This is a genomic window from Kineococcus anabasis, assembly GCF_054590795.1.
Genome location: NZ_BAAIHU010000007.1, coordinates 451,292 through 474,804 on the forward strand (window position 1 = coordinate 451,292; position 23,513 = coordinate 474,804).

26 protein-coding genes are annotated in these 23,513 nt (G+C 76.1%); 15 read left to right on the forward strand and 11 right to left on the reverse strand.

The window, feature by feature from the left end; translation table 11 throughout:
• Positions 1-6: 6 nt before the first annotated feature.
• The 4 genes from ACYQBY_RS12860 to ACYQBY_RS12875 all read left to right on the forward strand — a co-directional run bounded on the left by ACYQBY_RS12860 (position 7) and on the right by ACYQBY_RS12875 (position 3,320).
• The gene (locus ACYQBY_RS12860) at positions 7-888 is read left to right on the forward strand and encodes a metal ABC transporter ATP-binding protein (protein ID WP_459644242.1); all 882 of its coding nucleotides are present in this window, start codon (positions 7-9) and stop codon (positions 886-888) included.
• Positions 885-1,769 (forward strand): metal ABC transporter permease, encoded by an 885-nt coding sequence (locus ACYQBY_RS12865; RefSeq protein WP_459644243.1) that lies wholly within the window; start codon positions 885-887, stop codon positions 1,767-1,769. Before ACYQBY_RS12860 ends, ACYQBY_RS12865 begins: the two co-directional genes overlap by 4 nt.
• 193 nt (positions 1,770-1,962) lie before the next feature.
• Complete coding sequence (locus ACYQBY_RS12870; RefSeq protein WP_459644244.1) at positions 1,963-2,865, forward strand: MSMEG_6728 family protein; 903 nt, start codon at positions 1,963-1,965, stop codon at positions 2,863-2,865.
• Between the two features lie 251 nt (positions 2,866-3,116).
• Complete coding sequence (locus ACYQBY_RS12875) at positions 3,117-3,320, forward strand: cold-shock protein (RefSeq protein ID WP_459644245.1); 204 nt, start codon at positions 3,117-3,119, stop codon at positions 3,318-3,320.
• A gap of 95 nt (positions 3,321-3,415) precedes the next feature.
• Here the strand turns inward: ACYQBY_RS12875 and ACYQBY_RS12880 are convergent, their stop codons facing one another.
• From ACYQBY_RS12880 to ACYQBY_RS12895, 4 genes are all read right to left on the reverse strand, one after another.
• Positions 3,416-4,180, reverse strand: coding sequence for an ABC transporter permease (locus ACYQBY_RS12880; protein WP_459644246.1), 765 nt, complete (start codon positions 4,178-4,180; stop codon positions 3,416-3,418).
• 136 nt (positions 4,181-4,316) lie between these two features.
• Entirely contained in the window at positions 4,317-5,897 is a 1,581-nt protein-coding gene (locus ACYQBY_RS12885) for a hypothetical protein (RefSeq protein WP_459644247.1), read from the reverse strand.
• Positions 5,867-6,673: an ABC transporter ATP-binding protein gene (locus ACYQBY_RS12890; protein WP_459644248.1), complete on the reverse strand. Its 807-nt coding sequence runs from the start codon at positions 6,671-6,673 to the stop codon at positions 5,867-5,869. The genes ACYQBY_RS12885 and ACYQBY_RS12890 overlap by 31 nt, the downstream gene beginning before the upstream one ends.
• Before the next feature lie 324 nt (positions 6,674-6,997).
• Complete coding sequence (locus ACYQBY_RS12895) at positions 6,998-7,339, reverse strand: MmcQ/YjbR family DNA-binding protein (RefSeq protein ID WP_459644249.1); 342 nt, start codon at positions 7,337-7,339, stop codon at positions 6,998-7,000.
• Positions 7,340-7,480: 141 nt separating this feature from the next.
• Between ACYQBY_RS12895 and thyX the strand changes: the two genes are divergently transcribed.
• Positions 7,481-8,296 (forward strand): FAD-dependent thymidylate synthase, encoded by an 816-nt coding sequence (thyX, locus tag ACYQBY_RS12900; RefSeq protein ID WP_459644250.1) that lies wholly within the window; start codon positions 7,481-7,483, stop codon positions 8,294-8,296.
• 48 nt (positions 8,297-8,344) lie between these two features.
• Here the strand turns inward: thyX and ACYQBY_RS12905 are convergent, their stop codons facing one another.
• Positions 8,345-9,229 (reverse strand): aldo/keto reductase, encoded by an 885-nt coding sequence (locus ACYQBY_RS12905; protein WP_459644251.1) that lies wholly within the window; start codon positions 9,227-9,229, stop codon positions 8,345-8,347.
• Between the two features lie 82 nt (positions 9,230-9,311).
• Positions 9,312-9,827, reverse strand: a complete 516-nt coding sequence (locus ACYQBY_RS12910) for a nuclear transport factor 2 family protein (RefSeq protein WP_459644252.1) — start codon at positions 9,825-9,827, stop codon at positions 9,312-9,314.
• 60 nt (positions 9,828-9,887) lie between these two features.
• Between ACYQBY_RS12910 and ACYQBY_RS12915 the strand changes: the two genes are divergently transcribed.
• Positions 9,888-10,388 (forward strand): winged helix-turn-helix transcriptional regulator, encoded by a 501-nt coding sequence (locus ACYQBY_RS12915; protein WP_459644253.1) that lies wholly within the window; start codon positions 9,888-9,890, stop codon positions 10,386-10,388.
• A 12-nt stretch (positions 10,389-10,400) separates the two neighbouring features.
• Here ACYQBY_RS12915 and ACYQBY_RS12920 read toward each other — a convergent pair whose 3' ends face one another.
• Both ACYQBY_RS12920 and ACYQBY_RS12925 read right to left on the reverse strand, forming a co-directional pair.
• Positions 10,401-11,267: an alpha/beta hydrolase family protein gene (locus tag ACYQBY_RS12920; RefSeq protein WP_459644254.1), complete on the reverse strand. Its 867-nt coding sequence runs from the start codon at positions 11,265-11,267 to the stop codon at positions 10,401-10,403.
• Between the two features lie 73 nt (positions 11,268-11,340).
• Entirely contained in the window at positions 11,341-11,751 is a 411-nt protein-coding gene (locus ACYQBY_RS12925; RefSeq protein WP_459644255.1) for a hypothetical protein, read from the reverse strand.
• A 54-nt stretch (positions 11,752-11,805) separates the two neighbouring features.
• Here ACYQBY_RS12925 and ACYQBY_RS12930 point away from each other — a divergent pair, with 54 nt between their 5' ends.
• Entirely contained in the window at positions 11,806-12,351 is a 546-nt protein-coding gene (locus ACYQBY_RS12930) for a PadR family transcriptional regulator (RefSeq protein ID WP_459644256.1), read from the forward strand.
• Between the two features lie 6 nt (positions 12,352-12,357).
• On the opposite strand, the gene ACYQBY_RS12935 is transcribed toward ACYQBY_RS12930, so the two are convergent.
• The 3 genes from ACYQBY_RS12935 to ACYQBY_RS12945 form a co-directional block, all read right to left on the reverse strand.
• Positions 12,358-13,635, reverse strand: coding sequence for an NYN domain-containing protein (locus tag ACYQBY_RS12935; RefSeq protein WP_459644257.1), 1,278 nt, complete (start codon positions 13,633-13,635; stop codon positions 12,358-12,360).
• 101 nt (positions 13,636-13,736) lie between these two features.
• Entirely contained in the window at positions 13,737-14,855 is a 1,119-nt protein-coding gene (locus tag ACYQBY_RS12940; protein ID WP_459644258.1) for a GGDEF domain-containing protein, read from the reverse strand.
• A gap of 60 nt (positions 14,856-14,915) precedes the next feature.
• Positions 14,916-15,281: a winged helix-turn-helix transcriptional regulator gene (locus ACYQBY_RS12945; RefSeq protein ID WP_459644259.1), complete on the reverse strand. Its 366-nt coding sequence runs from the start codon at positions 15,279-15,281 to the stop codon at positions 14,916-14,918.
• Between the two features lie 125 nt (positions 15,282-15,406).
• Here ACYQBY_RS12945 and ACYQBY_RS12950 point away from each other — a divergent pair, with 125 nt between their 5' ends.
• From ACYQBY_RS12950 to egtD, 8 genes are all read left to right on the forward strand, one after another.
• Entirely contained in the window at positions 15,407-16,393 is a 987-nt protein-coding gene (locus ACYQBY_RS12950; protein WP_459644260.1) for an NADP-dependent oxidoreductase, read from the forward strand.
• Between the two features lie 195 nt (positions 16,394-16,588).
• Entirely contained in the window at positions 16,589-17,551 is a 963-nt protein-coding gene (locus ACYQBY_RS12955; RefSeq protein WP_459644261.1) for a metal ABC transporter substrate-binding protein, read from the forward strand.
• Positions 17,548-18,294 (forward strand): metal ABC transporter ATP-binding protein, encoded by a 747-nt coding sequence (locus ACYQBY_RS12960; protein WP_459644262.1) that lies wholly within the window; start codon positions 17,548-17,550, stop codon positions 18,292-18,294. Before ACYQBY_RS12955 ends, ACYQBY_RS12960 begins: the two co-directional genes overlap by 4 nt.
• Positions 18,295-18,356: 62 nt before the next feature.
• Positions 18,357-19,190, forward strand: coding sequence for a metal ABC transporter permease (locus tag ACYQBY_RS12965; protein WP_459644399.1), 834 nt, complete (start codon positions 18,357-18,359; stop codon positions 19,188-19,190).
• Positions 19,183-19,857 carry a metal-dependent transcriptional regulator gene (locus ACYQBY_RS12970; RefSeq protein ID WP_459644263.1) on the forward strand — a complete coding sequence of 225 codons (675 nt, stop codon included), beginning with the start codon at positions 19,183-19,185 and terminating at the stop codon, positions 19,855-19,857. The genes ACYQBY_RS12965 and ACYQBY_RS12970 overlap by 8 nt, the downstream gene beginning before the upstream one ends.
• A 40-nt stretch (positions 19,858-19,897) precedes the next feature.
• Positions 19,898-21,088 carry an aminotransferase class V-fold PLP-dependent enzyme gene (locus ACYQBY_RS12975; protein WP_459644264.1) on the forward strand — a complete coding sequence of 397 codons (1,191 nt, stop codon included), beginning with the start codon at positions 19,898-19,900 and terminating at the stop codon, positions 21,086-21,088.
• Between the two features lie 206 nt (positions 21,089-21,294).
• Positions 21,295-22,527, forward strand: a complete 1,233-nt coding sequence (egtB, locus tag ACYQBY_RS12980) for an ergothioneine biosynthesis protein EgtB (protein ID WP_459644265.1) — start codon at positions 21,295-21,297, stop codon at positions 22,525-22,527.
• Positions 22,527-23,507: an L-histidine N(alpha)-methyltransferase gene (gene egtD, locus ACYQBY_RS12985; RefSeq protein ID WP_459644266.1), complete on the forward strand. Its 981-nt coding sequence runs from the start codon at positions 22,527-22,529 to the stop codon at positions 23,505-23,507. Before egtB ends, egtD begins: the two co-directional genes overlap by 1 nt.
• The last annotated feature ends 6 nt before the right edge of the window (positions 23,508-23,513 follow it).

A 23,513-nucleotide genomic window follows, 5' to 3' on the forward strand; every position in this document is an offset into this window, starting at 1 on the left:
GGCCCCGTGAGCGCCACGAGCGCGCCGCACCGCCCCGCGGTGGCCACCGGCCACGGCGGCGCCCTCAGCCTGCACGGGGCCACGCTGCGCTACGGCGAGCGGGTGGTGTGGGACGACCTCGACCTCGACGTCGCCCCCGGGGAGTTCGTGGCGGTGCTCGGCTCCAACGGGTCCGGCAAGACGAGCCTGCTGCGGGTGCTGCTCGGCCAGCAGCCCCTCGCCGCGGGCACGGCCACGATCGCCGGGCGGCCGGTGCGCCGCGGCGGCCCGGGCATCGGGTACGTGCCGCAGCAGAAGGGCCTGGACCCGACGACCCCGTTGCGCGCACGGGACTTCGTGCGCCTCGGCATCGACGGGCACCGCTGGGGTCCGTGGCTGCCCAGCCGCTCCGCCGCGCGCCGGGTCGACGCCGCCCTGGAGGCGGTGGGTGCGACCGCCTACGCCCGCACGCCCGTGGGCCTGCTCTCCGGCGGGGAGCAGCAGCGCCTGCGCATCGCCCAGGCGCTGCTCGCCGACCCCGCGGTGCTGCTGTGCGACGAGCCGCTGCTGTCCCTGGACCTGCACCACCAGCAGGCCGTGAGCGCCCTCATCGACCGCAGCCGCCGCCGGACCGGCGCCGCCGTGCTGTTCGTGACCCACGACATCAACCCGGTGCTCCCCTACGTCGACCGGGTCCTGTACCTGGCCCGGGGGCGGTTCCGGGTGGGCACGCCGTCGGAGGTCATGACGAGCGAGGTGCTCTCGGACCTGTACGGCTCCCCCGTGGAGGTGGTGCGCTCGGGCGGCCGGCTCCTCGTCGTGGGCGGCGCCGCGCCGTCGGAGCACCCGCACTGCGGGCTGCCGCCGGCCGCAGGCGAGCTGCCGGGCGACGGCTGGGGCGGCCGGTGAGCGCGGCGGGCGTGTGGGGCGCGCTGTTCGACTTCTCCGACTACGGGGCCCTGCTGGAGCTGGTGCAGAACTCCCTGGTCGCCGGGGCGCTGCTCGGCCTCGTCGGCGGGCTCGTGGGCGTGATGGTCCTCGCGCGGGACCTGCCGTTCGCGGTGCACGGCATCAGCGAGCTGTCGTTCGCGGGGGCGGCGTTCGCGCTGCTCGTCGGCGCGGACGTGGTGCTCGGCTCGGTGGTCGGCTCGATCGTCGCGGCGGTCCTGCTGGGGGTGCTGGGCGTGCGCGCCCGCGACCGCAACTCCGCGATCGGGGTGCTCATGCCGTTCGGGCTGGGCCTGGGCGTGCTGTTCCTGGCGCTGTACCCGGGGCGGGCGGCGAACAAGTTCGGGCTGCTGACGGGGCAGGTCGTCGCCGTGGCCGAGCCGCAGCTGTACTGGCTGGGCGGGATCAGCGCCGTCGTGGTGCTGGCGCTGGCGCTGGCGTGGCGGCCCCTGCTGTTCGCGAGCCTGGACCCGGAGGTGGCCGCCGCCCGGGGCGTGCCGGTGCGGGCGCTGGCCCCGGCGTTCATGGTGGTGCTGGGCCTGGCGGTGGCGATGTCCGTGCAGGTCGTGGGGGCGCTGCTGGTGCTGGCGCTGCTGGTGACGCCGGCGGCGGCGGCGGTGCGGGTGAGCGCCTCCCCGGTGGTGGTGCCGGTGCTGAGCGTGCTGTTCGCGCTGACGGCGATGCTGGGCGGGACGCTGCTGTCGCTGGGCTCCTCGGTGCCGATCAGCCCGTACGTGACGACCGTGTCGTTCCTGATCTACGTGGTGTGCCGCGTGGTGGGCCGGGCGCAACGCCGGAGCGTGCCGCGCACCGTCGTGCTGCCCGCGGGCCGGCCGGCCTGACCCGCCCCACCTGTCCCCGCCCTCCTCCGGGTTCGGGCGCTCCCGGGCCACGTCCAGCCCGCCCTTCTCCGGGTATGGGCGCAGCCGGGCCCTCCTGAGCCCACCCGAACCCGGAGAAGGGCACGCCCGGGGCGCACCCGGGGCCCGCCAGGTCCGCCGAGCGGCCGGGCGCGGGGCGCGGCAGGGTGGCGGGGTGCAGACGTTCCTCCCCTACCCCGACTTCGCCCGCAGCGCCGCGGTGCTGGACAAGCCGCGCCTGGGCAAGCAGCGGGTGGAGACCCTCCAGGTGCTGCGGGCGCTGGAGCTGCCGGACTACGGCTGGGCCAACCACCCGGCGGTGCGGATGTGGCGGGGCTGCACGCCCGCGCTGGTGGCCTACGGCCTGGCGTGCGTCGAGGCGTGGTCCAGGTTCGGGCACGCCGACTCCACGGAGCGGCTCATCGCGGAGTTCGCCCCGGAGGTCGTGGGCCGCCCGCAGCGGGAGCTGGCCGACGAGGGCCTGATGCCGGTGTGGCTGGGGGACGAGCGGGTCCACGCCAGCCACCGCTCCAAGCTGATCCAGAAGGCCCCGGAGCTGTACCGGCCCGTCTTCGGCGACGAGGAGGCCGACGACCTCGACTACTTCTGGCCCGAACCCGGCCCCGAGCCGCCCGCCCGCGAGCGCACGGGCCGGGCGGTGTGGGTGGTGCGACCGGACCAGCTGGCGGTCCTGGCGACGTTCCTGGTGGAGGGCGTGGTGGGGCTGGGCGACGGCTCGGGTGTGGACAGCGACGCCTCGGGCCTGGACGCGGAGGGCCTGCGGGCGCTGCTGCGGGAGCGGGAGCCGAAGCGCCGGCCGGGCAAGGAGCTGCGCCAGCTCGCGACGTTCGTGCAGGAGCTGGCGCCGGGCGACGAGGTGGCGGTGCCGATCGAGGGCGAGCAGGCGCTGCTGCTGGGCGAGGTGGTGGGCGACTACTCCTTCGTGGACCCGCGGGCGGGGTGGCCGCCGCACCGGCGGGCGGTGCGCTGGCTGGGGCGGGCCGAGCGCTCCCAGGTGGTGCCCCCGGCGGCGCTGCAGGACCCGCGCTCGCTCTTCCCGGTGCTCGTGGACGCCTGAGGTGGAGATCAGCTGAACAGGTGATCCGGTGACGAAAAGCAGCCCTTCCGACACCTCGCGCAGCCCGGATCGCTGTGCTAGCGTCCAATTGGCTGCAGCTAGCGCAGCTCCTCGATCGTTTCGTACGCCCGCGGAGTGTGTTGCGGGCGTCATCTGCACTCGGTACGGCCGGGAGCAGGGTGGCGTACCCACTCAGCCCGGAGCCGCAGAAGGCGGCTCTGATACAACCGGCAAGACAGATGGAGATCAGCATGGCTCAGGGCACCGTCAAGTGGTTCAACGCCGAGAAGGGCTTCGGTTTCATCGAGCAGGACGGTGGGGGCCCCGACGTCTTCGTCCACTACTCCGCCATCCAGGGCAACGGCTACCGTTCGCTGGAGGAGAACCAGCGCGTGGAGTTCGAGGTCACGCAGGGCCAGAAGGGCCCGCAGGCCGACAAGGTGAACGCGCTCTGACGAGCTGACACACCTGGCAGAGGCCCCCGTCCGACCGGACGGGGGCCTCTCGCCGTCCCGGCCCCCTGCAGCGGCCCGGCCCGCGCTCCCGTCCGTCAGTCCCGCTCCGCGGGGCGCACGGTCAGGTGACGGGCCAGCAGCCGTGTGACGAGGACCGCCGCCACGGTCTCGGCGGCCAGCAGCCCCACGAGGACGAGGAGCTGCACGCGGGCGGCCTCCAGCGGGTGCGCCCCGCCGAGGAGCAGCCCGACGAACGCGCCGGGGAGCACGACGAGGCCCACGCTGCGGGTCTGGTCCAGGGCCGGCACCACGGAGCGCGCCGCAGCGGTGCGGGCGAGGTCCGCGGTGGCCTGCCGGGCGGTGGCGCCGAGGGCGTACCAGCCCTCCACGACGTCCCACTGCTGGCGGGCGTCGTCGAGCAGCCGGCGGCCCGCGAGGGTGGTGGCCGTCATGGCGCCCCCGACGAGCTGGGCGACGAACGGCACGACGTCCCGGGCGTTCCACCCCAGGGCCCCCACGGCGAGCACCGGCACGGCGGCCGCCGCGGCACCGGCTCCGATCGCGGTCGCGGTGAGCGGCCACGTCCGCCGCAGGCCGTCGAGGCGCCGCGCGGCGGTGCCGGAGGCGACGCCGAGCGCCAGCAGGAGGTACGCCGGCGCCAGCGCGGGCGTGGCGAGCACGACGCCGATCACCAGGCCCACGGCCAGCACCTGCACCGTGGCCCGCACGACGGCCACGGCCACGTCCCGCTCCTGGCGCAGCCCGCCGGCCCGGCCGACGACCAGGGTGAGGGCCGTCAGGAGCAGCAGGGCGACGGCCAGGGGCCAGAGGTCCTCCAGGGGCGCGCTGCCGGCGGGCACGCCCGCATGCTGTCAGTGCCCCTCCGGCCCGCCCACGCCGCCCACCCGCCCCGCCCGCCCGCCTGGTCAGGAGCGGCTGCTCAGGAGCGGCTGATCAGGAGCGGCTGATCAGGAGCGGCTGATCAGGAGCGGCTGGTCAGGAGCGGCTGACGGCGGCGAGCAGCTCGGGGCCTCGGCGGTCCACGAGGGCGCCGCCGCGGCGCACGCCGAGCCGCAGCCAGACCGGGCTGAGGACCAGCGCGGCGAGCAGGCCCAGCCAGCCCAGCCACGCCCCCGTGGTCACGGCCAGCACGGCGAGCACCGCCGAGGGCAGGGCGAGCAGCGTCACCAGGGCCGTCGTGATGCTCTGCGCGACGAGGGTGGCCACCGCCGCCCCGCGCGGGGTCGCGAAGGGGCTGGCACCCGGGGCGGACACCGGGTACGGCGCGAGGGCGCTGGAGACGCTGGAGACGGCCAGGCCCGCGCAGTAGACGGCACCGGCGAGCCCCAGCAGGGCGGGCAGCAGGTCCCAGCGGCCCCCCACGGCGGTGCCCGCCAGGGTGACGACGAGGACGAGCGGCACCTGCCACAGGGCGGCGCCGAGCACGCGCCCGAGCCGGTCGTCCCGCCCGGACAGGCCCGCCGACAGGTGCAGCCAGAACGCGGAGTGGTCGTAGGCGACGTCGTCGTGCAGGGCCCAGCCGAGGGCGAAGGCGGTCACCGGCCCCGCCCAGGTCACGACCGGCCCGACGGGGATCCCGGTGCCGAGGGGCAGCACCACCAGCAGCAGGGGGAGGACGAGCACCGAGGCGCCCGCCATGAGGTAGCGGGGGTCGCGGCGCCAGTAGGCGAGGCAGCGGGCGGCGACCGCGACCGCCGGGGTGGCGGGCAGCCGCGCCAGCAGCCGGTCACCGCTGCCGGCCCGCACGTCACCGGCGCGGCGGCCGCCGACGGCGGGCCTGCCCTCGGCACGGGTGAGCGCCGCCGACCACGCGAGGAGGACCAGCGCCAGGGTCGCGGCGGCCAGCGCGGTGCGCAGCAGGGCGCTCCCCCAGCGCCCCGCGGCGGCGTCGGCGGGCGCCGCCCACGCGAAGCCCAGGGGCGTCCAGCCCGCCACGCCGGCCGCCGTGCGGAACACCTCCACGTACTGCACGGCCCGCGCGCCGAGGAGGTTGAGGGCGGGCCCCAGGCCGACGAGGAGCAGGCCGACGACCAGCACGACGGCGTCGCGGGCACGGCGGGTGCTCAGCAGCGCCGCGGCGGCCGTCGTGGTCGCCCGGGAGGCCGCCACGGCGGTCAGGGTGGCCAGCACGGCGCACACCACGGCCAGGGCGGCGGCGGGCCCGGAGCGTGACCAGGTGACCGCGGTGAGCAGGCCGAGCACCAGGGTGACGATGCCGGGGACGCCGACCACACCGGCGAGGAGCAGGCCCGTCATGAAGGGGGCGCGGCGGATGCTGAACGTCGCGAACCGCGCCGGGTCCAGGGTCTCGTCGACACCGAACGCCAGCAGCGGCACCACGGCCCAGCCCAGCACGAGCAGGCTGCCGGCGAGGGTCACGACGGCCGCGGCCACGTCCACGGGGACCCAGCGCAGCGCGACGAGCCCTGCCCCGGCGAGCCCGACGAGCCACAGCCCGGACAGGCCCGCGAGCACGAGGGCGACGACCTGCCACGGGCTGCGGCGCAAGCCGTTGCGCAGGAGGGTCAGCTTGAGGCGGACGAGGTGCGCAACCACGCGAGGCTCCCTGCCAGGTCGGACCGGCCACCGACGAGGTCGACGAAGCGCTGCTCCAGCGTGCCGTCGCCCCGCACGTCCCGGAGCGGGCCGGCGGCCAGGACCCGGCCCGCGCTGACGACGGCGACGTGGTCGCAGAGCCGCTCCACGAGCTCCATGACGTGGCTGGACAGCACGACCGTGCCGCCGCCCGCGACGAACCCGGTGAGGATCTCCCGGATCGTCCCGCCGCTGACGGGGTCGACGGCCTCGAACGGCTCGTCGAGGACGAGCAGCCGGGGGGCGTGGACGAGGGCGCACGCGAGGGCGACCTTCTTCGTCATGCCGGCGGAGTAGTCGGCCACGAGGGTGGCTCCGGCCTCGCGCAGCCCGAGGGCGTCCAGCAGCTCGGCGGCGCGCCCGTCGACGACGGCGCGGTCCATGCCGCGCAGCAGACCGGCGTAGCGGACCAGCTCGGCCCCGGTGAGCCGGTCGAACAACCGCACCCCGTCGGGCAGCACGCCGAGGCGCCGCTTGCCCTCGACGGGGTCGGCCCACAGGTCGGCGCCCAGCACGACCGCGCGGCCGGCGTCGGGGCGCAGCAGCCCCGTCGCCATGGACAGGGTGGTGGTCTTGCCCGCGCCGTTGGGCCCGACGACCCCGTAGAAGGAGCCGCTGGGGACGTCGAGGTCGAGGGAGTCGACGGCGACCTTCGCGCCGAACCGCTTCGTGAGGCCCCGCAGGCTCAGGGCGGGTGCGCGCCCGGCCCCCGGGGTCGTGGTCGTGGCCTCGTCCATGCCCGCTCCGTCCACCTTCGTCGGTCCCCGCCCCGCTCCGCCCGGCACGGCGCGGCCCAGCACGGCACGACACGACGCTATCGGCGCGGGGGCGGGCGCCCATCCGACGAACGGCGTGGCTCACGCACCCGGGTGGGGCCCGCGGCACGGGGACGGCGGTGCTCCGTCCGGTGGAGCGCGGCGCCCTCGCGCCGGGGGCGCTGGAGGCGGCGGCGTGGGAGGTGCCGGCGGCGGCGCTGGTGTGCCTGGTGGTGGCAGCACGGGCGGGGGTCTCCACCCGCGCGCAGCCACCCGCCGCGGCGGTGCCGGCGGGCGGTGCCGGTGTCAGCGGGCGGGGGTCTGCGCGTCGTACGCGCTGACCGCGACGCGGGGGGCGGTCCTGCGCCAGGCGTCGACGACCAGCTCGCGCATCTCCTCCGGATCCACGCGGTCGAGCCGGACGAGCACCCAGCCGTACCGGCCGACGTGCGGGGCGGGGGCGAACGTCGCCGGGTCCTGCGCCACGAGCGCGGCCTGGTCCTCCCGGGAGGCCTTCACGCTGGTCCCGTCCCGCCCGCTGATCGCGAAGATCTTCCCGCGCACCCGGAACGTGGGGTGGTCCCACGTCTCGACCTCCTCGGCTCCGGGCAGGCCGAGGGCGAGCTCGCGCAGTTCCGCGTCCGTCATCACACGGCGATCCTGGCGCGCGGGTCGGACACGGCGCCAGGGACCGTCGTGCCGGGCGGCTACGGTGGTCGCGACCCGTCCGGACGGCCGGCGCCACCGGCGCCCCGTCCCCGCCCCGTCCCCTCCCGAGGAGCCTGCGCCATGACGACGAGCGACCCCGTGGCCGGTGCGGTGCCGCCCGGCGCCTCCGAGGACACCGAGCCCCGGGACGTCACCGCGGGCGACCCCGCGCCCGTGCCCGACGCGGCGATCGCCTTCCGCAGCGACGTGGACGTCGACCTCGTCCGGGGCGCCGCGCGCGACGCCGACGTCGTGTTCGCCGCGCGGGTGTCCACCCAGGGGGAGGCCAGCCTGGCCGCCGTCGACGCGGACGCCACGGGGTCCGCGGGGCTCATCCGCTACCTCATGCGCTCGCGGCACGGCACGCCGTTCGAGCACAACTCCCTGACGTTCCACGTGCGCGCGCCGCTGTTCGTCTTCCGCGAGTTCCAGCGCCACCGGATGGCCTCCTACAACGAGGAGTCCGGCCGCTACCGCGAGCTGCAGCCGGTGTTCTACGTGCCCGCGGACGACCGCAGGCTCGTGCAGGTCGGCAAGCCCGGCCACTACACGTTCGTCGAGGGCGACCCTGCGCAGCGGGAGGTCGTGCACCGCGCGGTGCACCGGCAGTCCGTGCAGGCCTACGCGGCGTACCGGGAGATGCTGGAGGCGGGGGTGGCGCGGGAGGTCGCGCGCATCGTCCTGCCCCTGAACCTGTACTCCTCGATGTACGTCACGCTCAACGCGCGGGCCCTGATGAACTTCCTGTCCCTGCGGACCACCCACCCGAACTCCTCGTTCCCGTCGTACCCGCAGCGGGAGATCGAGGTGGTGGCGGAGGCGATGGAGGCGCACTGGGCCCGGCTGATGCCGCTCACCCACGCGGCCTTCACGGAGTACGGGCGGGTCGCCCCCTGAACCTGGCCCTGGACCGGACCCGGCGGCGGGAGCGGCGGGGCGGCGGGGTCACCAGGGCATCGTGACGAACGGCGAGGCGTAGGCGGGGTCCTGCGCGAGGAGCTCCTCCGCCTGCGCGGGGTCCACGCGGTCGGCCTCGGCGCGCAGCAGCGGGCCGAGCAGCCGCACGTCCCCGGCGGTGGCGAGCCCGGTGACCTCCTCGTGGGCGAGCACCCAGGACGCCGCGGCACGGATGCGCCCGTCGTCGGTGAACGGCTCGTACCAGGTGGACCACTCCTGGCCGGAGGCGTCGTCGCCGGGGGCCAGGCCCGGCCAGTTGCGCCGCGCCACCGTCTTGATGGTCATGAGCCCGGCGTCCTGGCGCCGGACCTCCTCCACGAGGGCAGCCCAGTCCTCCCGCCACGTGGCCTCGCGCCACAGCACGGGGTTCAGGGGGGTGAGGACCGTGGCGAACGGGAAGCGCCGCAGGGCCTGGAGGTGGGTGCGCGCGGCGACGGGGCCGTGCCCGGTGATGCCGACGGCACCGACGAGGCCCTCCTCCTGCGCGCGCACCGCGCCCTCGAGGGCACCGCCGGGCCGGGTGACGGCGTCGAGGTCGGCGGCGTCGCCGACGGAGTGCAGTTGCAGGAGGTCCAGCCGGTCGGTGCGGAGCCGCTCCAGCGAGGCGTTAATCTGCGCGTAGGCGGCGTCGGCGTCGCGCTCGCCGGTCTTGCTGGCCAGGAAGATCCGCTCGCGGATGCGCGGCATCCACGGCCCGAGGCGCAGTTCCGCGTCGCCGTAGCTCGCGGCGACGTCGAAGTGGTTGATCCCGCCGGCGAGGGCCTGGGAGATCGAGCGGTCGGCGGTGTCCTGGTCCACCGCCCCGAGCGCCGCGGCGCCGTAGATCAGGACGGAACTGTCGTGGCCGAGGCGGCCGAGGCGCCGGGTCTCCATGCACGGTTCCTACCACCGCCGCGCGCGGGACGCCTCCCCCGGACGGGAACCCGGCGCACGGCGGGTCCGGGCCGGGAGCGGGTCAGCGCGGGGCGGTGAGGGGCACGACGCGCCGGTCGCCCAGGAGGACGCCGGTGTGCAGGGGCAGGGTTGCGGCGGTGAGGACGGCGGCGAGGCCGGGGCGGCCCTGACCGCGCGCGAGGCGGGGCCCGAGCGTGGACATCAGGGCGGTGAGGGCGGGCAGAGGCCTGCCGAAGACGGTGATCTCGCGGACGAGGCCCGCCCCGTCGAGCCGGAGGAGCTGGGCCTCCTCGAGGTCCTGGCCGCCGACGCGGGCTCGGGCGAACAGGGCGTGGGTGCTCCCGTCCGGGGAGGAACCGTCGAGGCGGGTGTGGAAGCGCAGGCCCTCGAGGGCGCCGAACGCGGCGGCGAGCAGGTCCCGCACCTCCCCGCGGCCGGTGAAGCGGAGGCGGGCGGTGAGGGGGGAGACGAACTCGACGTCCGGCGCGAGGCAGGACGCGGCGGCGTCGACGTCACCGGCCTCCCCCGCGCGGCACCAGCGGTCGATCACGTCGGACCGGTCGTCCTGCTCGGGCACGGTTCCCCCTGGGTCGGCGCGGCAACTGAGTTCAATGCTGCAACGTACTACCCTGGGGGAGTGCGGCAGAAGAGCTTCGCGGAGATGCACTGTTCCCTGGCCCGGTCCCTGGAGGTCGTGGGCGACTGGTGGACCCCCCTGGTCCTGCGGGACCTGTTCCTCGGCCTCGACCGGTTCGAGCAGCTCGTGGCCGACCTCGGGATCTCCCGCAACCTGCTGACCGACCGGCTCGACACCCTGGTCGCCGGGGGCGTCGTGGCCCGCGAGCAGTACCAGGACAACCCGCCCCGCTCGCGCTACGTCCTGACCGGGGCGGGGCGCGAGCTGGTGCCCGTGCTCCTCGCCCTCACCGCCTGGGGGGACCGCTGGCTCTCCGGCGGGGAACCTCCCGTGCTGGTCCACCACGAGGCCTGCGGGGCGACGGCGACGGCCGTGGTGTGCTGCTCGGGGTGCGGCGGGGCGCTGTCCGCGGACGAGGTCTCCGTCTCCCCCGGGCCCGGCGCGCGCCCGGGCCCCGGCACCGCGCTGCTGGGCACGGTGCTGCGGCCCCGCACCACCTGAGGCGGGGGCCGGTCAGGCACCGGCGGAACGGACGGGCGAGAGGAACTCCACCACCAGGTGCGCGGCCCGCCGGTGGACGGGGGTGCGCGTGGCCGGGGTGGCGGCGTCGAGCAGGTCGTAGTGCCCCACGGCCGGCCCCAGCAACACGTGCCGGGCCCCGGGGATCCCGGCGGCGTAGACGGCGGCGTCGCTCTCCACCGGCGCGATGTCGTCGGCGCCACCGGAGAGCACCAGCACCGGCCTGCGGACCGCACCCGCGCTCCCGGTGTCCAGCAAGCGGCCCGTGCTCGGGCAGATCAGGACGGCGGCACGCACCCGGTCGTCGGCGAGGTCGTCGTCACAGCCGGCGAGCAGGCCGTCCAGGTCGTGCCCCCAGCGCTCCCGCACCTCCGCCAGCAGGCCGGGGTACTCCGGGACCGGCGGCACCGGGACGCGCCCGGACACGACCGCCTCGAACGCCCGGCGGGACAGCCGCACCCCCAGCAGCGCGGCGGCGGTGTAGCCGCCGAGGGAGAACCCGCAGGCGGCGACCCGTGAGGGATCCACGTCGAACCCCGCGCCGAGGACGTGGTCCAGCGCCCGGCTCAGGTCCCGCGGCCGCTCCCAGGTGCGGACGAAGCCCTCGGCGAGGTACCCCCCGGTGTCGCTGTTGCCGTGGTGGTCGACGGCGAGCACGGCCCACCCCTCCGCGGTGAGCGCCTCCGCCAGCCAGGCCAGCGATCGGGCGGAGCCGCCGGTGCCGTGCGAGAGCAGCACGACGGGCAGCGGGCCGGGGTGCCCGAGGGGCTCGGGGCGCCACAGGGTCGTGCGGAGCGGGCGCGGGCGTCCGGACCCGCTCCGCGCCGGGTCCACGAGGTCGAGCGCGAGGGGGGTCGTCACGGGCTGCATCCTGGCGCGGGCGGACCGGTCGCGGGGAGGACCGCCCGGAACCCGGCGGCGGCCGGTCGCGCGGTCATCCCGCCCGCCGGGGGCCGGCCTCCCGCGCGAGCCAGAGCGTGACCGCGAGGCCGGCGGCGACCGGCGTCCACAGCGCCCGCTCCACCCCGGACGGCGAGGCGAGGTTCAGGGCCGTCCCGAGCACCATCACGCCGCTCGCCACCCCGAGGACCCGGCGCCGCCCGCGCGGGGGGAAGCGCCGGGAGGCGGCCGCGGCGGCCAGGAGCACGTAGACCGCGGCCGAGCCGGCGCTGGCGGCGCGCAGGCCGGGCGGCAGGACCCCGGGGTTCCCGCCACCCCAGGCGGCGGCACCCCACGGTGCACCGGCGGCGAGGGCGACCTGGAAGGCGGCCACCCCGCCCGCGAGCGCGGCGGCGAGGAGGGCGGGTCCTGCGGGGAGGGGATCGGTGCTCGCGGTACCAGACATATCTGGAAGATACCCACCGGAGCGGCGGTTGTCTCTAGCAGATACCGTTCGGGTGTGGCACGACGGTCCCAGACGCAGCTCGCGGTGCTCGGCGCCCTGTCGATCGAGCCGATGACCGGCTACCGGCTCCGCGCGGAGATCACCGAGACCCTCGGCCACTTCTGGCACGAGAGCTTCGGGCAGATCTACCCCACCCTCGCCGCACTGCGGGCGGAGGGGATGGTCGAGCACGTCCCCGGCGGCACCACCCCGGGGAACCTGTTCCGCATCACCGCCGCGGGGGAACGGCGGCTGCGCGAACTGCTGGCCGAGCCGTTCCAGCAGCCCGCCCCCCGCAACCCCCTCCTGCTGCGCGTCTTCTTCGGCGCCCACGTCGACCCCGGCACCCTGCGCGGCTGGCTCACCGAGGCCCTCGCCGGCGCCGAGCGCGACGGCGCCCGCTACGAGGAGCTGCGCCGCCGGGTCGAGGCCGAGCCCGACGCCGCCACCACGGGCAGGTTCCGCCTGGTGACCGTCCTGGCGGGGCAGCACGGCGCGCGGGCCCGGGCCGACTGGGCGCGCGAGGCGCTGGAACTGCTGGACGGCCCCCGCGAGGAGTAGGAACCCCTACCGCAGCCCGCCGAGGATCCATTCCTCCAGCTGCTGCTTCTCGTGCGGCTCCAGCTGCATCTGCGCGTTGGCGCACAGCTCCTGCAGGTTCGCCAGCCACGCCCGGGCGAGGTCCTGCGCGCTCATCCCCGCCCGGGGACGGTCCCCCGCGTAGACGAGGCCCTGCACGACGGTCGAGACCACCGCGCGGCGGATCGGCTGCTCCCGCAGGTGGGCGCGGTCGCGGACCCGCTTGAACGTCCCGGCGTCGAAACCGTTCTCCGCGACGTCCGCGGCGAGCTCCTCGAACAACACGGCGTACTGCGCGCTGGACAGCGCCGGGGCGTTCGTGACGAGGCACACCTGCGCGGGCAGCGGCGCGAGGTCCCCGCGGGCCAGCTCCGTCGCCCCGGCCGGCACGTCCGCCTCGGTGTGGCGGCTGGGGTCGAACACGTAGCCGGGCTGCGGGTGCGGGACGTAGCGCAGGTCCGGCAGGAACGTGGAGAGGAACACCGCGAACTTGCCCGCACCGTCCCAGCCGCGCTCGGACAGCGTCGGGTCCACGCCGAGCGCGGCCTGCGCCGCCGCGGCGGTGACGAGGGGGCGGGGTGCGGTGCGCACGGCGGTGCGCACGGCCTCCAGGATGCGCTCGTCGGGGGCGGGAGCGCGGCGCGGCGCGGCCTGCTCGGCGGGAGCCCCCGCACCGCGGCGGGGTTCGGCCGGTCCCGGGGTGCGGGTGGTGGAGCGGGAGTCGCCGTCGCCGGGGGCGAGCACCACGGCGGCCAGCTCGTCGGGGGAGATGACGGTGTCGCACACGGACCGGTAGGCGGCCGCGGCGGGCCCGGCGGTGACGATCGCCGTGCGCCGGTCGTGGGCGCGCAGGCGCATCATCACGGGGGTGAAGTCGGCGTCGGCGGAGGCGACGACGAACTCGTCGTACCCGCCGCGGTGGTCCAGGGCGTCGAGGATGTCGAGGACCATGTGGATGTCGGCGCTGTTCTTCTGCCGCTGCGTCAGGGGCGGGCAGTCCACGACGCGGAACCCGTTGCGGGTGAAGAACGGCCGGAATCGCCCGTAGGCGACGGGGTTGAGGTAGCAGAGCCGCACGAGGAACCGCCGCTCGAAGGGGCCGCTGGAGTCGGCCCCCCTGGAGAGCCACCGCACCCACCGGTCCGGGTCCGTCGCGAACGCCTCCGCGGCCCGGCGATCGGTGTCGGCCAGCCCCGCGTAGATGTTGTCGAAGTCCACGAACAGGGCGCTGCGCCGCGCCCTGCCCGGCGTGTCGTCGCTGCCCACGCCGCACCGCCTCCTCGGCCACCGCCGACCGGCGGGAGCACCCGGACCCTCCGGGACCGCCACAACCTAGTCCTCGGGACGCCCGGGGTCCCGGGGGACCCTCAGGCCCGGGAGGCGGGCACGCGCCGCGCGGCGGGCGCGGGGGCTCCCCCGGCGGTGGTGCCGCCGGGGGCGGGCGGGTGCCCGACCCGGCCGCGCCCGGCGCGCTTGGCGACGTACAGGGCGGCGTCGGCGGCCGCGTACAGCTCGCGCGCCTCGACGGCGTGCTCGGGGACGTGCGCGACGCCCACGCTGACGGAGAGGGCGACGCGGACGCCGTCGGACAGGCGCACCGGGCTCTCGCGGACGGCGGCGACGAGGCGCTCCGCGCGGCGGGTGGCGCCGCCGTGGCCGCAGCCCGGCATGAGCACCGCCAGCTCGTCGCCCCCCATGCGGGCGACGACGTCCTGCTCCCGGCAGCACGCGGCGAGGATGGCCGCGACGTGCGCGAGGGCCGCGTCCCCGCCGAGGTGGCCGTGCGTGTCGTTGATCGTCTTGAAGTGGTCGAGGTCCAGCAGCACCAGGGCGGTGCCCTCGCCCGCCTGCGCGCCGGTGAGGGCGGACCGGGTGGCGTCGTCGAGGACGCGGCGGGTGGCCAGTCCGGTGAGCGGGTCCACCGAGGCCTGCCGCCGCAGCTTGTCCACGAGCCGGTCCTGGACGTGCGCGGCGCGGCCCAGCACCCCGGCGGCCAGGACCATCACGGTCGTCAGGAACGCCAGCTCGGTGAGCGCCTGGGTCCTCGGCAGGAGCGTGAGGACCACGACGGCCTCGCACACCACGGTGAACACGGTGACGAGGACCACCCCGCCGAGGCGGAGCTGGCTCGCGGCCCACAGGACGGGCAGGCAGAAGAACACCTGCCCCGTGATGGTCGCGTCGGCGGTGGCGAGGTCGAGGACGAGGACGGCGGCGGAGCCGATGAGGGGTGCCAGGACGCACAGCAGCGCGGACCAGGTGGCGCGTACGAGGAGCAGCGCGCCGGCCACGGCACCGAGGACGAGGGCGGTGCCGAGGTCGACGGTCCCCGGGCCCTCGGCGCCGAGCGCTGCGGTGAGGAGGGAGGTCGCGGTGGTGGCCAGCAGGAAGACGGCGGCCCAGATGCGCGCCAGCTTCCGGTGCCGGGGCCCCAGCGAGCGCGCGAGGGTGCGGGCCCACGCGGCGGCTCGGGTTCTGGACGGCACACCTGCGCATCGGCAGGGGGCGGGCCGCGCTGGAGCACCCGGACGGGTGCACCGGGAACCTCAGCCGGGCGCGCGGACGTCGTCGAGGTGGTCCTCCACCCAGGCGCGCACCGCGCGCAGCGGCTCGGCGACGCTGCGCCCGAGGTCCGTCAGCTCGTACTCCACGTGCAGGGGTACCGCCGGGTAGACGGTGCGCTCGCAGAAGCCCTGCTCCTCCAGCCGCCGCAGGGTGCTGGTGAGGACCTTCGGGCTCACGCCGTCCAGGCGCCGCTGCAGCTCGCCGAAGCGCAGCGGCCCCTGCTCCAGCGCCCCGATGGCCAGGGTGGTCCACTTGCTCGCGAGCAGGTCGAGGACGTCGCGGCAGGGGCACAGGGCCGCGTAGACGTCGTGGTGGTCGTGCCGGCCGGTGGTGCAGGCGGTGGTCACGGTTCCTCCCGGATGGTCGTGCTATCCCTGGGATAGTAGTCGCCCTTGCGGGTAACCACTATCCGCGGCATAGCGTCGGCCGCGTCGTCGAACGCGGCCGGCACCGGCCGCAGGAGGAGAGATCCATGACCGCCACCGCGCAGTCCGCCACCACCATGCGCGCCCTCGTCCAGGACTCCCTCGGGGGCCCCGAGGTCCTGCGCGAGGCCGACGTGCCCCGCCCCGAGCCGCTGCCCACCGAGGTCCTCGTCCGCGTCGTCTCCGCCGGCGTCAACCCCGTCGACGCCAAGACCCGCGAGGGCGGCGGCATGGCCGGGGTCCTCGGCGAGCCGCCCTTCGTCCTGGGCTGGGACGTCTCCGGGGTCGTCGAGCAGGTCGGGTTCGGCGTGCACACCCTCGCGGTGGGCGACGAGGTCTACGGCATGCCGTGGTTCCCCCGGCAGGCCGGCGCCTACGCGCAGTACGTCACCGCCCCCTCCCGGCACTTCGCCCGCAAGCCCCGCACCCTCGGCCACGACGCCGCCGCGGCCCTGCCGCTCGCCGGGCTCACCGCCTGGCAGGTGCTGGTGGACGCCGCGCACGTGCAGCCCGGGCAGCACGTCCTCGTGCACGCCGCCGCCGGAGGGGTGGGGCACCTGGCGGTGCAGATCGCCAAGCACCTCGGGGCCCGGGTGACGGGCACCGCCCGCGCCGACAAGCACGACTGGCTGCGCTCCCTCGGCGCCGACGACGTCGTGGACTACACCGCGCAGCCCTTCGAGCAGGCCGTGCGGGACGTGGACGTCGTGGTCGACCTCGTGCCCGACACCGGCGGCGGTCGCGGCACGGGCGCCCGCTCCCTCGACGTGCTGCGCCCGGGCGGGCTGCTCGTGGCCGTCCCCGGTGGCGTGGCGCCCGAGCTCGCGGAGCAGGCGCGGGCGCGCGGCCTGCGCACCAGCGCGTTCCTCGTCGAGCCCGACGGGGCCGCGCTCACCCGCCTCGCGGAGCTGGTCGACGCCGGGCACCTGCGCGTGGAGGTGGAGGACGTCCTGCCGCTGGCGCAGGCCGCGGAGGCGCACCGCCGGATCGCCTCCGGCCGCACCCGCGGCAAGCTGGTCCTGTCGGTCGGCTGACACCCCGGAGGCACCGCGGGGGGCGCGGACCGGTGCGCCCGCCGGCCGGTCCGCGCCCCCGCCGCAGCACCGTTCCCGGTGCTCCGCCATCCGTGGCGGGCGCGGCTCCGAAGGAGGGTCGTCCCCCCGCCTCCGCCCGGCGGGACCCCCCGGAGCCCACCTGCCTGGCGAGGAGATCGGAGCTATGGTTTCGGCATGCCGAACTCTCGGATCGGGCGGGCCGAACCGGTGGTGCGCGCGCTGCTCGCTGCGGCGTCGGCCCTGGTCTGCACCGCGGCCCTCGCCGGGTGCGGCGCCTCCGGGCCGGGCGCCTCGGCGGAGCCGCCCGACGACGGCCGCCCCCTGGTGCTGACGACGTTCACCGTGCTGGCCGACATGGCCCGCAACGTGGCCGGGGACCACCTGCGCGTGGAGTCCATCACCAAGGCGGGCGCGGAGGTCCACGGCTACGAGCCCACCCCCGCCGACATCCGCAAGGTCTCCGGGGCCGACCTCGTCCTCGACAACGGCCTCGGGCTGGAGGCGTGGTTCGGGCAGTTCGTCGAGGACGCCGACGTCCCGCACGTGGTCGTCAGCGAGGGCGTCGACCCGCTGTCCATCACCGAGGACGCCTACGAGGGCCGCGCCAACCCGCACGCGTGGATGTCCCCGCTGAACGCCGTGGAGTACGTGGAGACCATGGCCGGCGCCTTCGCCGAGCTCGACCCCGCCCACGCCGCGGACTACGAGCGCAACGCCGGGGAGTACGGCGCGCAGCTGCGGCGGGTGCACGAGGAGCTGGTCGCCGAGCTGGCCACCGTCCCGCAGGACCAGCGCGCGCTGGTGACCTGCGAGGGGGCGTTCTCCTACCTGGCGCGGGACGCCGGCCTGGAGGAGCGCTACCTGTGGGCCGTCAACGCCGAGCAGCAGGCGACGCCGCAGCAGGTCGCCCGGGTCATCGGGTTCGTCGAGGACCGGGACGTGCCCGCGGTGTTCTGCGAGTCCACCGTCTCCGACGAGGCCATGCGCGAGGTGGCGTCGGCGTCGGGGGCGCAGTTCGGCGGAACCCTCTACGTGGACTCCCTGTCCGGGCCGGAGGGGCCGGTGCCCACCTACCTGGACCTGCTGCGCCACGACGCGCAGACCATCGTCGCCGGCCTGACGGGGCGGGCGCCGTGAGCGCGCCCGCCGTCGACGTGCGCGACGTCACCGTCCGCTACGGCGACGTGCTCGCCCTCGACGGCGCCAGCCTCAGCCTGCGGCCCGGCACCGTCTGCGGGCTGATCGGCATGAACGGCTCCGGCAAGTCCACGCTGCTGAAGACCATCACCGGCCTCGTGCGCCCCCAGGGCGGGGAGGTCCTCGTCGAGGGCGCAGCGCCCGCGCGGGCCCGGCGGGCGCAGGTGATCGGCTACGTCCCCCAGGACGAGGACATCGACCGGGACTTCCCCGTCAGCGTCCGCGACGTCGTGATGATGGGGCGCTACGGGCGCCAGGGCCTCACCCGCCGGCCCCGCGCGCAGGACCACGCCGCCGTGGACGCGGCCCTGGAGCGGGTGGAGCTCACCGACCTGGCCGACCGCCGGATCGGCACCCTCTCCGGTGGGCAGCGCAAACGGGCGTTCGTGGCGCGCGGCATCGCCCAGGAGGCGCGCGTCCTGCTGCTCGACGAGCCGTTCGCGGGCGTCGACAAGCGCTCCGAGGCCACGATCTCCGTCCTGCTGCGCGAGCTCGCCGCCGACGGCCGGACCGTCCTGGTCTCCACGCACGACCTGCAGGCCGTGCCGGAGCTGTGCACGGAGGCGGTGCTGCTCATGCGCCGGGTCCTGCTGCACTCCACGCCCGAGGAGGTCCTGGACCCGCGCAACCTGGCCCTGGCGTTCGGCCTCGACGTGCTCGGCCGCGGCCGGGCCACCACCTGAGAGGAGCGCCCGTGACCGACCTGCTGCACGAGGTCCTGCTCGCGCCCCTGGAGTACGCGTTCATGGTGCGGGCGCTGGTCGTGACGACCACCGCGGCCGTCGTGTGCGCCGTGCTGAGCTGCTGGCTGGTGCTGATCGGCTGGTCGCTGCTCGGCGACGCCGTCTCCCACGCGGTGCTGCCCGGGGTGGTGCTCGCCTACATCGTGGGGGCGCCCTTCGCGGTGGGCGCCCTGGTGTTCGGGCTGCTCGCCGTCGTCCTCATCGGCACGGTGCGCGACACCAGCCGGGTGAAGGAGGACGCCGCGACCGGGGTGGTGTTCACGACCCTGTTCGCCCTGGGGCTGGTGCTCATCTCCGTCACGCCCAGCCAGACCGACCTCAACCACATCCTCTTCGGCAACGTGCTCGGCGTGAGCTGGTCCGACGTGGCGCAGGTCGTGGTCATCGGCACGCTGGCCCTGGCCGTGCTGCTGCTCAAGCGCCGCGACCTGCTGCTGTACGCGTTCGACCGGACCCACGCGCACGCGATCGGCCTGTCCACCCGGCGCCTGGGCGCCCTGCTGCTCGGCGTGCTGGCGCTGACGACGGTCGTCGCGCTGCAGGCCGTGGGCGTCGTCCTGGTCGTCGCGATGCTCATCACCCCGGGCGCCACGGCGTACCTGCTGACGGACCGGTTCTCCCGGATGCTGCTCATCGCGCCCGCGCTCGGGGCGGTGTCCGCGCTCGTCGGCATCTACGCCAGCTACCACGTGGACGCCTCCTCCGGGGGCATGGTGGTCCTGACGCAGGGGGTGATGTTCACCGTGGCGTACCTGGCCGCTCCCCGCCACGGCCTGCTGGCGCGCCTGTCCGGCCCGGCCCGGCGCCCGCGCGAGCGGAGGCCCGCGGGTGTCTAGGGCCCTGGAGCTGACCCCCACCGCGCAGGACTACCTCAAGGTGGTCTGGACGGCGCGGGAGTGGACGGACGAACCGGTCACGACCTCCCTGCTGGCGGAGCGGCTGGGTTTCTCCCGCTCCACGGTCTCCGAGGCGGTGCGCAAGCTCACCGACCAGGGCCTGCTCGCGCACGAGCCCTACGGCGCGATCGAGCTGACGGCGGACGGCCGGGCCGCGGCGGTGGCGATGGTGCGCCGCCACCGGCTGATCGAGACGTTCCTCGTGGAGTACCTCGGGTACGGGTGGGACGAGGTCCACGAGGAGGCGGAGGTGTTCGAGCACGCCGTGAGCGACACGTTCATCGACCGCCTCGACGGCCGCCTCGGCAACCCCGACCGCGACCCCCACGGCGACCCCATCCCCCGCCGCGACGGCACGTTCCCCGACCTGCCCGCCGTGCGCCTGGACTCCGCCCCGGTGGGCCGGGAGCTGCGGGTGGCGCGGGTGTCGGACAGCGCGCCGGACCTGCTGCGCTACCTGGGCGGGGTGGGGGTCGTGCCCGACGCGGCGCTGACCCTGCTCGCGCGGCAGGAGTTCGCGGGCACCGTGCTGGTCGAGACCGCGGGCGGGCGCATCGACCTGGGCCTGCCGGCGGCGGCCTCGATCTGGGTGGTGGAGGCCCGGTGACCCGGCGGGGTCCCGGCAGCGAGCGCGGAACCCGCGCGCCGTGAGCCCCGGCGCGGTCCTCGACGTGGCGCGCGCCCGCCGGGAGACCCCCGGCTGCGCGCACGTGGTGCACCTGAACAACGCGGGCGCGGCGCTGCAGCCGGCCGTGGTGACCGACGCGGTCGTGGAGCACCTGCGGCTGGAGCAGCGCACCGGCGGCTACGAGGCCGAGGCCGCCGCCGCGGAACGCGTCGAGGGCACCTACGCGGCGATCGCCCGGCTCCTGAACTGCCGGGCCGACGAGATCGCCCTGTTCGACAGCGCCTCCCGGGCCTGGCTCACGGCGTTCCACGCGCTGTCGCCGGGCGCCGGTGACCGCATCCTCACCAGCCGCGCCGAGTACTCCGGCAACCTCGTCTCCTTCCTGCAGGTGGCCGAGCGCGGCGGCGCGCGGGTGGAGCTGGTCGACGACGACGAGCACGGGCAGGTCGACGTGGCGGACCTGCGCCGCCGCCTGGACGACGACGTCGCCGTCGTGGCCCTCACCCACGTCCCCACCAGCGGCGGGCTGGTGAACCCGGTGGCCGAGGTGGGCCGCGCCTGCCGCGAGGCGGGGGTGGTGTACCTCCTGGACGCCTGCCAGTCGGCGGGCCAGCTGGCCCTGGACGTCGACGAGATCGGCTGCGACCTGCTGTCGGCGACGGGCCGGAAGTTCCTGCGCGGGCCCCGCGGCACCGGGTTCCTCCACGTCTCCCCACGGGTCCGCGAGCGGCTCCGCCCACCGTTCCTGGACCTGCGGGGCGCGACGCCGACGGGGCCGGACGGCTACGTCGTCCGGCCGGACGCCCGCCGGTTCGAGACCTGGGAACACGACGTGGCGGCGAGGATCGGCCTCGGGGTGGCGGTGGGGTACGCGCTCGGGTGGGGCCTCGACGCCGTCGAGGAACGCGTGGTGGCGCTGGGGGCGCGGCTGCGCTCCCAGCTCGGCGAGCGGCCCGGCACCACGGTGCACGACCGGGGGGCGTACCGCTGCGGCATCGTCACCTTCACCGTCGAGGGGGTCCCCGCGCAGGAGGTCCGGCACCGGCTGGCGGCCGCGGGCGTCAACACCTCCGTCTCGCCCGCGGCCTCGGCGCCGCTGGACCTGCCGGCGCGGGGCCTGCCCGACGTGGTCCGCGCCTCGGTGCACTACTACAACGACGAGGAGGACCTGCAGCGGCTGTGCGACGCGCTGCCACCCCCGCGCCGGTGAGCGCGGCCGGCCCGGGCACGCGGTGACGAGGTCGGGAGGAGGTGGAACACTTCGGGCCCGGGGCCGGGCGGACCGCGAGGACGACCTCCCACCACGCCCGCACCACCACGCCCGCACCACCACGGACGCACCACCACGGACGCAGCACGGAGGGACGACGGAGAGCCGGAAGACCGGGAACGGTACGACGAGGAACGGGAGTCACCATGACGCTCACGACGGCGAGCACGTCCACCCTGCTGCAGCAGTTCCAGGCGGTCCGCTCCACCACCGAGCGGCTGGCGCAGCCGCTGTCCCCGGAGGACCAGACGGCGCAGTCCATGCCGGACGCCAGCCCGACGAAGTGGCACCGGGCCCACACCTCGTGGTTCTTCGAGGAGTTCCTGCTCGCCCCCACCGGGACCTACGAGCCGTTCGACCCCACGTTCGGCTACCTGTTCAACTCCTACTACGAGGCCGTGGGCCCGCGGCACCCCCGCCCCCAGCGCGGGCTGGTCACCCGCCCGTCGGCGGCCGAGGTCGGCAGGTACCGCGCGCACGTCGACGCGGCGGTGAGCGCCCTGCTGGAGGCCGGCGTCGACGAGGACCAGCGCGCGGTGGTGGAGCTCGGGATCAACCACGAGCAGCAGCACCAGGAGCTGCTCGTGATGGACGCCCTGCACCTGCTCTCCGGGCACCCGTTCGCACCGGCGATGGTGCAGCGCCCCGAGGAGGACGACCCGGACCCCGTACCGCTGACGTGGCGCGCGGTGGAGGGCGGGCTGTACGAGATCGGCCACGACGGGGCCGGTTTCGCCTACGACAACGAGTCCGCCCGGCACCGCGTGCACCTGGAGCCGTTCGAGGTCGCCGAGCGGGCCGTCACGAACGAGGACTGGCTGGCGTTCATCGCCGACGGCGGTTACCGCCGGCCCGAGCTGTGGCTGGCCGACGGCTGGGCCGCGGTCCAGGGCAACGGCTGGCAGGCCCCCGGCTACTGGCAGCAGCAGGACGGGCGGTGGGTGGCCTTCGGCTCCGCCGGCCTGCGCCCGCTGCGCCGCGGCGAGGCGGTCTGCCACGTCTCCTTCTACGAGGCCGACGCCTACGCCCGCTGGGCCGGTGCCCGGCTGCCCACCGAGGCGGAGTGGGAGGTGGCCGCCGCCGCCGTCGCCGGCCTGCGCGGCCAGCTCCTCGACCCCGACCGGCTGCACCCCGGCCTGGCCGGGCGGCACATGGTGGGCGACGTGTGGGAGTGGACGTCCAGCGCCTACCTGCCCTACCCGGGTTTCCGGCCCGTGGAGGGGGCCATCGGGGAGTACAACGGCAAGTTCATGTCCGACCAGCACGTCCTGCGCGGCGCCGGGTGCGCCACCCCGGCGGGGCACGAGCGGCTGACCTACCGGAACTTCTACCCCGCTGGCGCCCGGTGGACGTTCTCCGGGCTGCGGCTGGCCCGCTGATGACCCTCACGCCCCTGGTGCGCGTGGACCGGCACCTGCCGCCCGACTCCCGTCGCCGCGCGCTGGAGGCCGACGTGCGGGCGGGGCTGGGCTCGACGCCGCGGACGCTGCCGCCCAAGTGGTTCTACGACGCCCGCGGCTCCCGGCTGTTCGACGAGATCACCCGGCTGCCCGAGTACTACCCGACCCGCCGGGAGTGGTCGCTGCTGGAGCAGCACGCCACCGGGATCGCGGAGACGACCGGGGCCGACACGCTCATCGAGCTGGGCAGCGGGACGTCGGAGAAGACGCGGCTGCTGCTGTCCGCGCTGCGCTCGGCGGGGCACCTGGAGCGGTTCGTCCCGTTCGACGTCGACGAGACGGTCCTCACCGAGGCCGCCCTCGCCGTCGCCGGGGAGTTCCGGGGCGTCGCGGTACACGCCGTCGTCGGCGACTTCGAGCACCACCTCCCCCTGCTGCCGCGCGGCGGCAGGCGGCTCATCGCCTTCCTCGGCGGCACGATCGGCAACCTGGTGCCCGCGGAACGGGCCGGGCTGCTGCGCACCCTGGCGCAGGGCATGGGCGACGGCGACGCGCTGCTGCTCGGCACGGACCTGGTGAAGGACCCCGGCCGGCTGGTGCGCGCCTACGACGACGCCGCGGGGATCACCGCGGAGTTCAACCGCAACGTGCTGCGCGTGCTCGCCCGCGAGCTCGGCGCCGAGGTGGACCCGGCGGACTTCGAGCACGTGGCGACGTGGAACGCCGAGGAGTCCTGGATCGAGATGCGGTTGCGGGCCAGCCGCGACCTCGTCGTGCGGGTGCTGGACCTGGAGGTGCCCTTCCGCGCCGGGGAGGACCTGCGGACCGAGATCAGCGCCAAGTTCCGGCGGGAGCAGGTCACGGCGGAACTCGGCGCCGCCGGGCTCGCCCCGGCCGCGTGGTGGACCGACCCGGACGGCGACTACGCGCTCACCCTCGCCGTCCCCGCGCGCGGCTGACCAGCG

What these genes read in the sequence shown, in the direction of transcription:
- ACYQBY_RS12950 (WP_459644260.1), top strand. Translation starts at nt 15,407, where the DNA reads ATGACCGCCACCGCGCAGTCCGCCACCACCATGCGCGCCCTCGTCCAG.
- egtD (WP_459644266.1), top strand. Translation starts at nt 22,527, where the DNA reads ATGACCCTCACGCCCCTGGTGCGCGTGGACCGGCACCTGCCGCCCGAC.
- thyX (WP_459644250.1), top strand. Translation starts at nt 7,481, where the DNA reads ATGACGACGAGCGACCCCGTGGCCGGTGCGGTGCCGCCCGGCGCCTCC.
- egtB (WP_459644265.1), top strand. Translation starts at nt 21,295, where the DNA reads ATGACGCTCACGACGGCGAGCACGTCCACCCTGCTGCAGCAGTTCCAG.
- ACYQBY_RS12905 (WP_459644251.1), bottom strand. Translation starts at nt 9,229, where the DNA reads ATGGAGACCCGGCGCCTCGGCCGCCTCGGCCACGACAGTTCCGTCCTG.
- ACYQBY_RS12965 (WP_459644399.1), top strand. Translation starts at nt 18,357, where the DNA reads ATGGTGCGGGCGCTGGTCGTGACGACCACCGCGGCCGTCGTGTGCGCC.
- ACYQBY_RS12875 (WP_459644245.1), top strand. Translation starts at nt 3,117, where the DNA reads ATGGCTCAGGGCACCGTCAAGTGGTTCAACGCCGAGAAGGGCTTCGGT.
- ACYQBY_RS12895 (WP_459644249.1), bottom strand. Translation starts at nt 7,339, where the DNA reads ATGACGGACGCGGAACTGCGCGAGCTCGCCCTCGGCCTGCCCGGAGCC.
- ACYQBY_RS12890 (WP_459644248.1), bottom strand. Translation starts at nt 6,673, where the DNA reads ATGGACGAGGCCACGACCACGACCCCGGGGGCCGGGCGCGCACCCGCC.
- ACYQBY_RS12925 (WP_459644255.1), bottom strand. Translation starts at nt 11,751, where the DNA reads ATGTCTGGTACCGCGAGCACCGATCCCCTCCCCGCAGGACCCGCCCTC.
- ACYQBY_RS12955 (WP_459644261.1), top strand. Translation starts at nt 16,589, where the DNA reads ATGCCGAACTCTCGGATCGGGCGGGCCGAACCGGTGGTGCGCGCGCTG.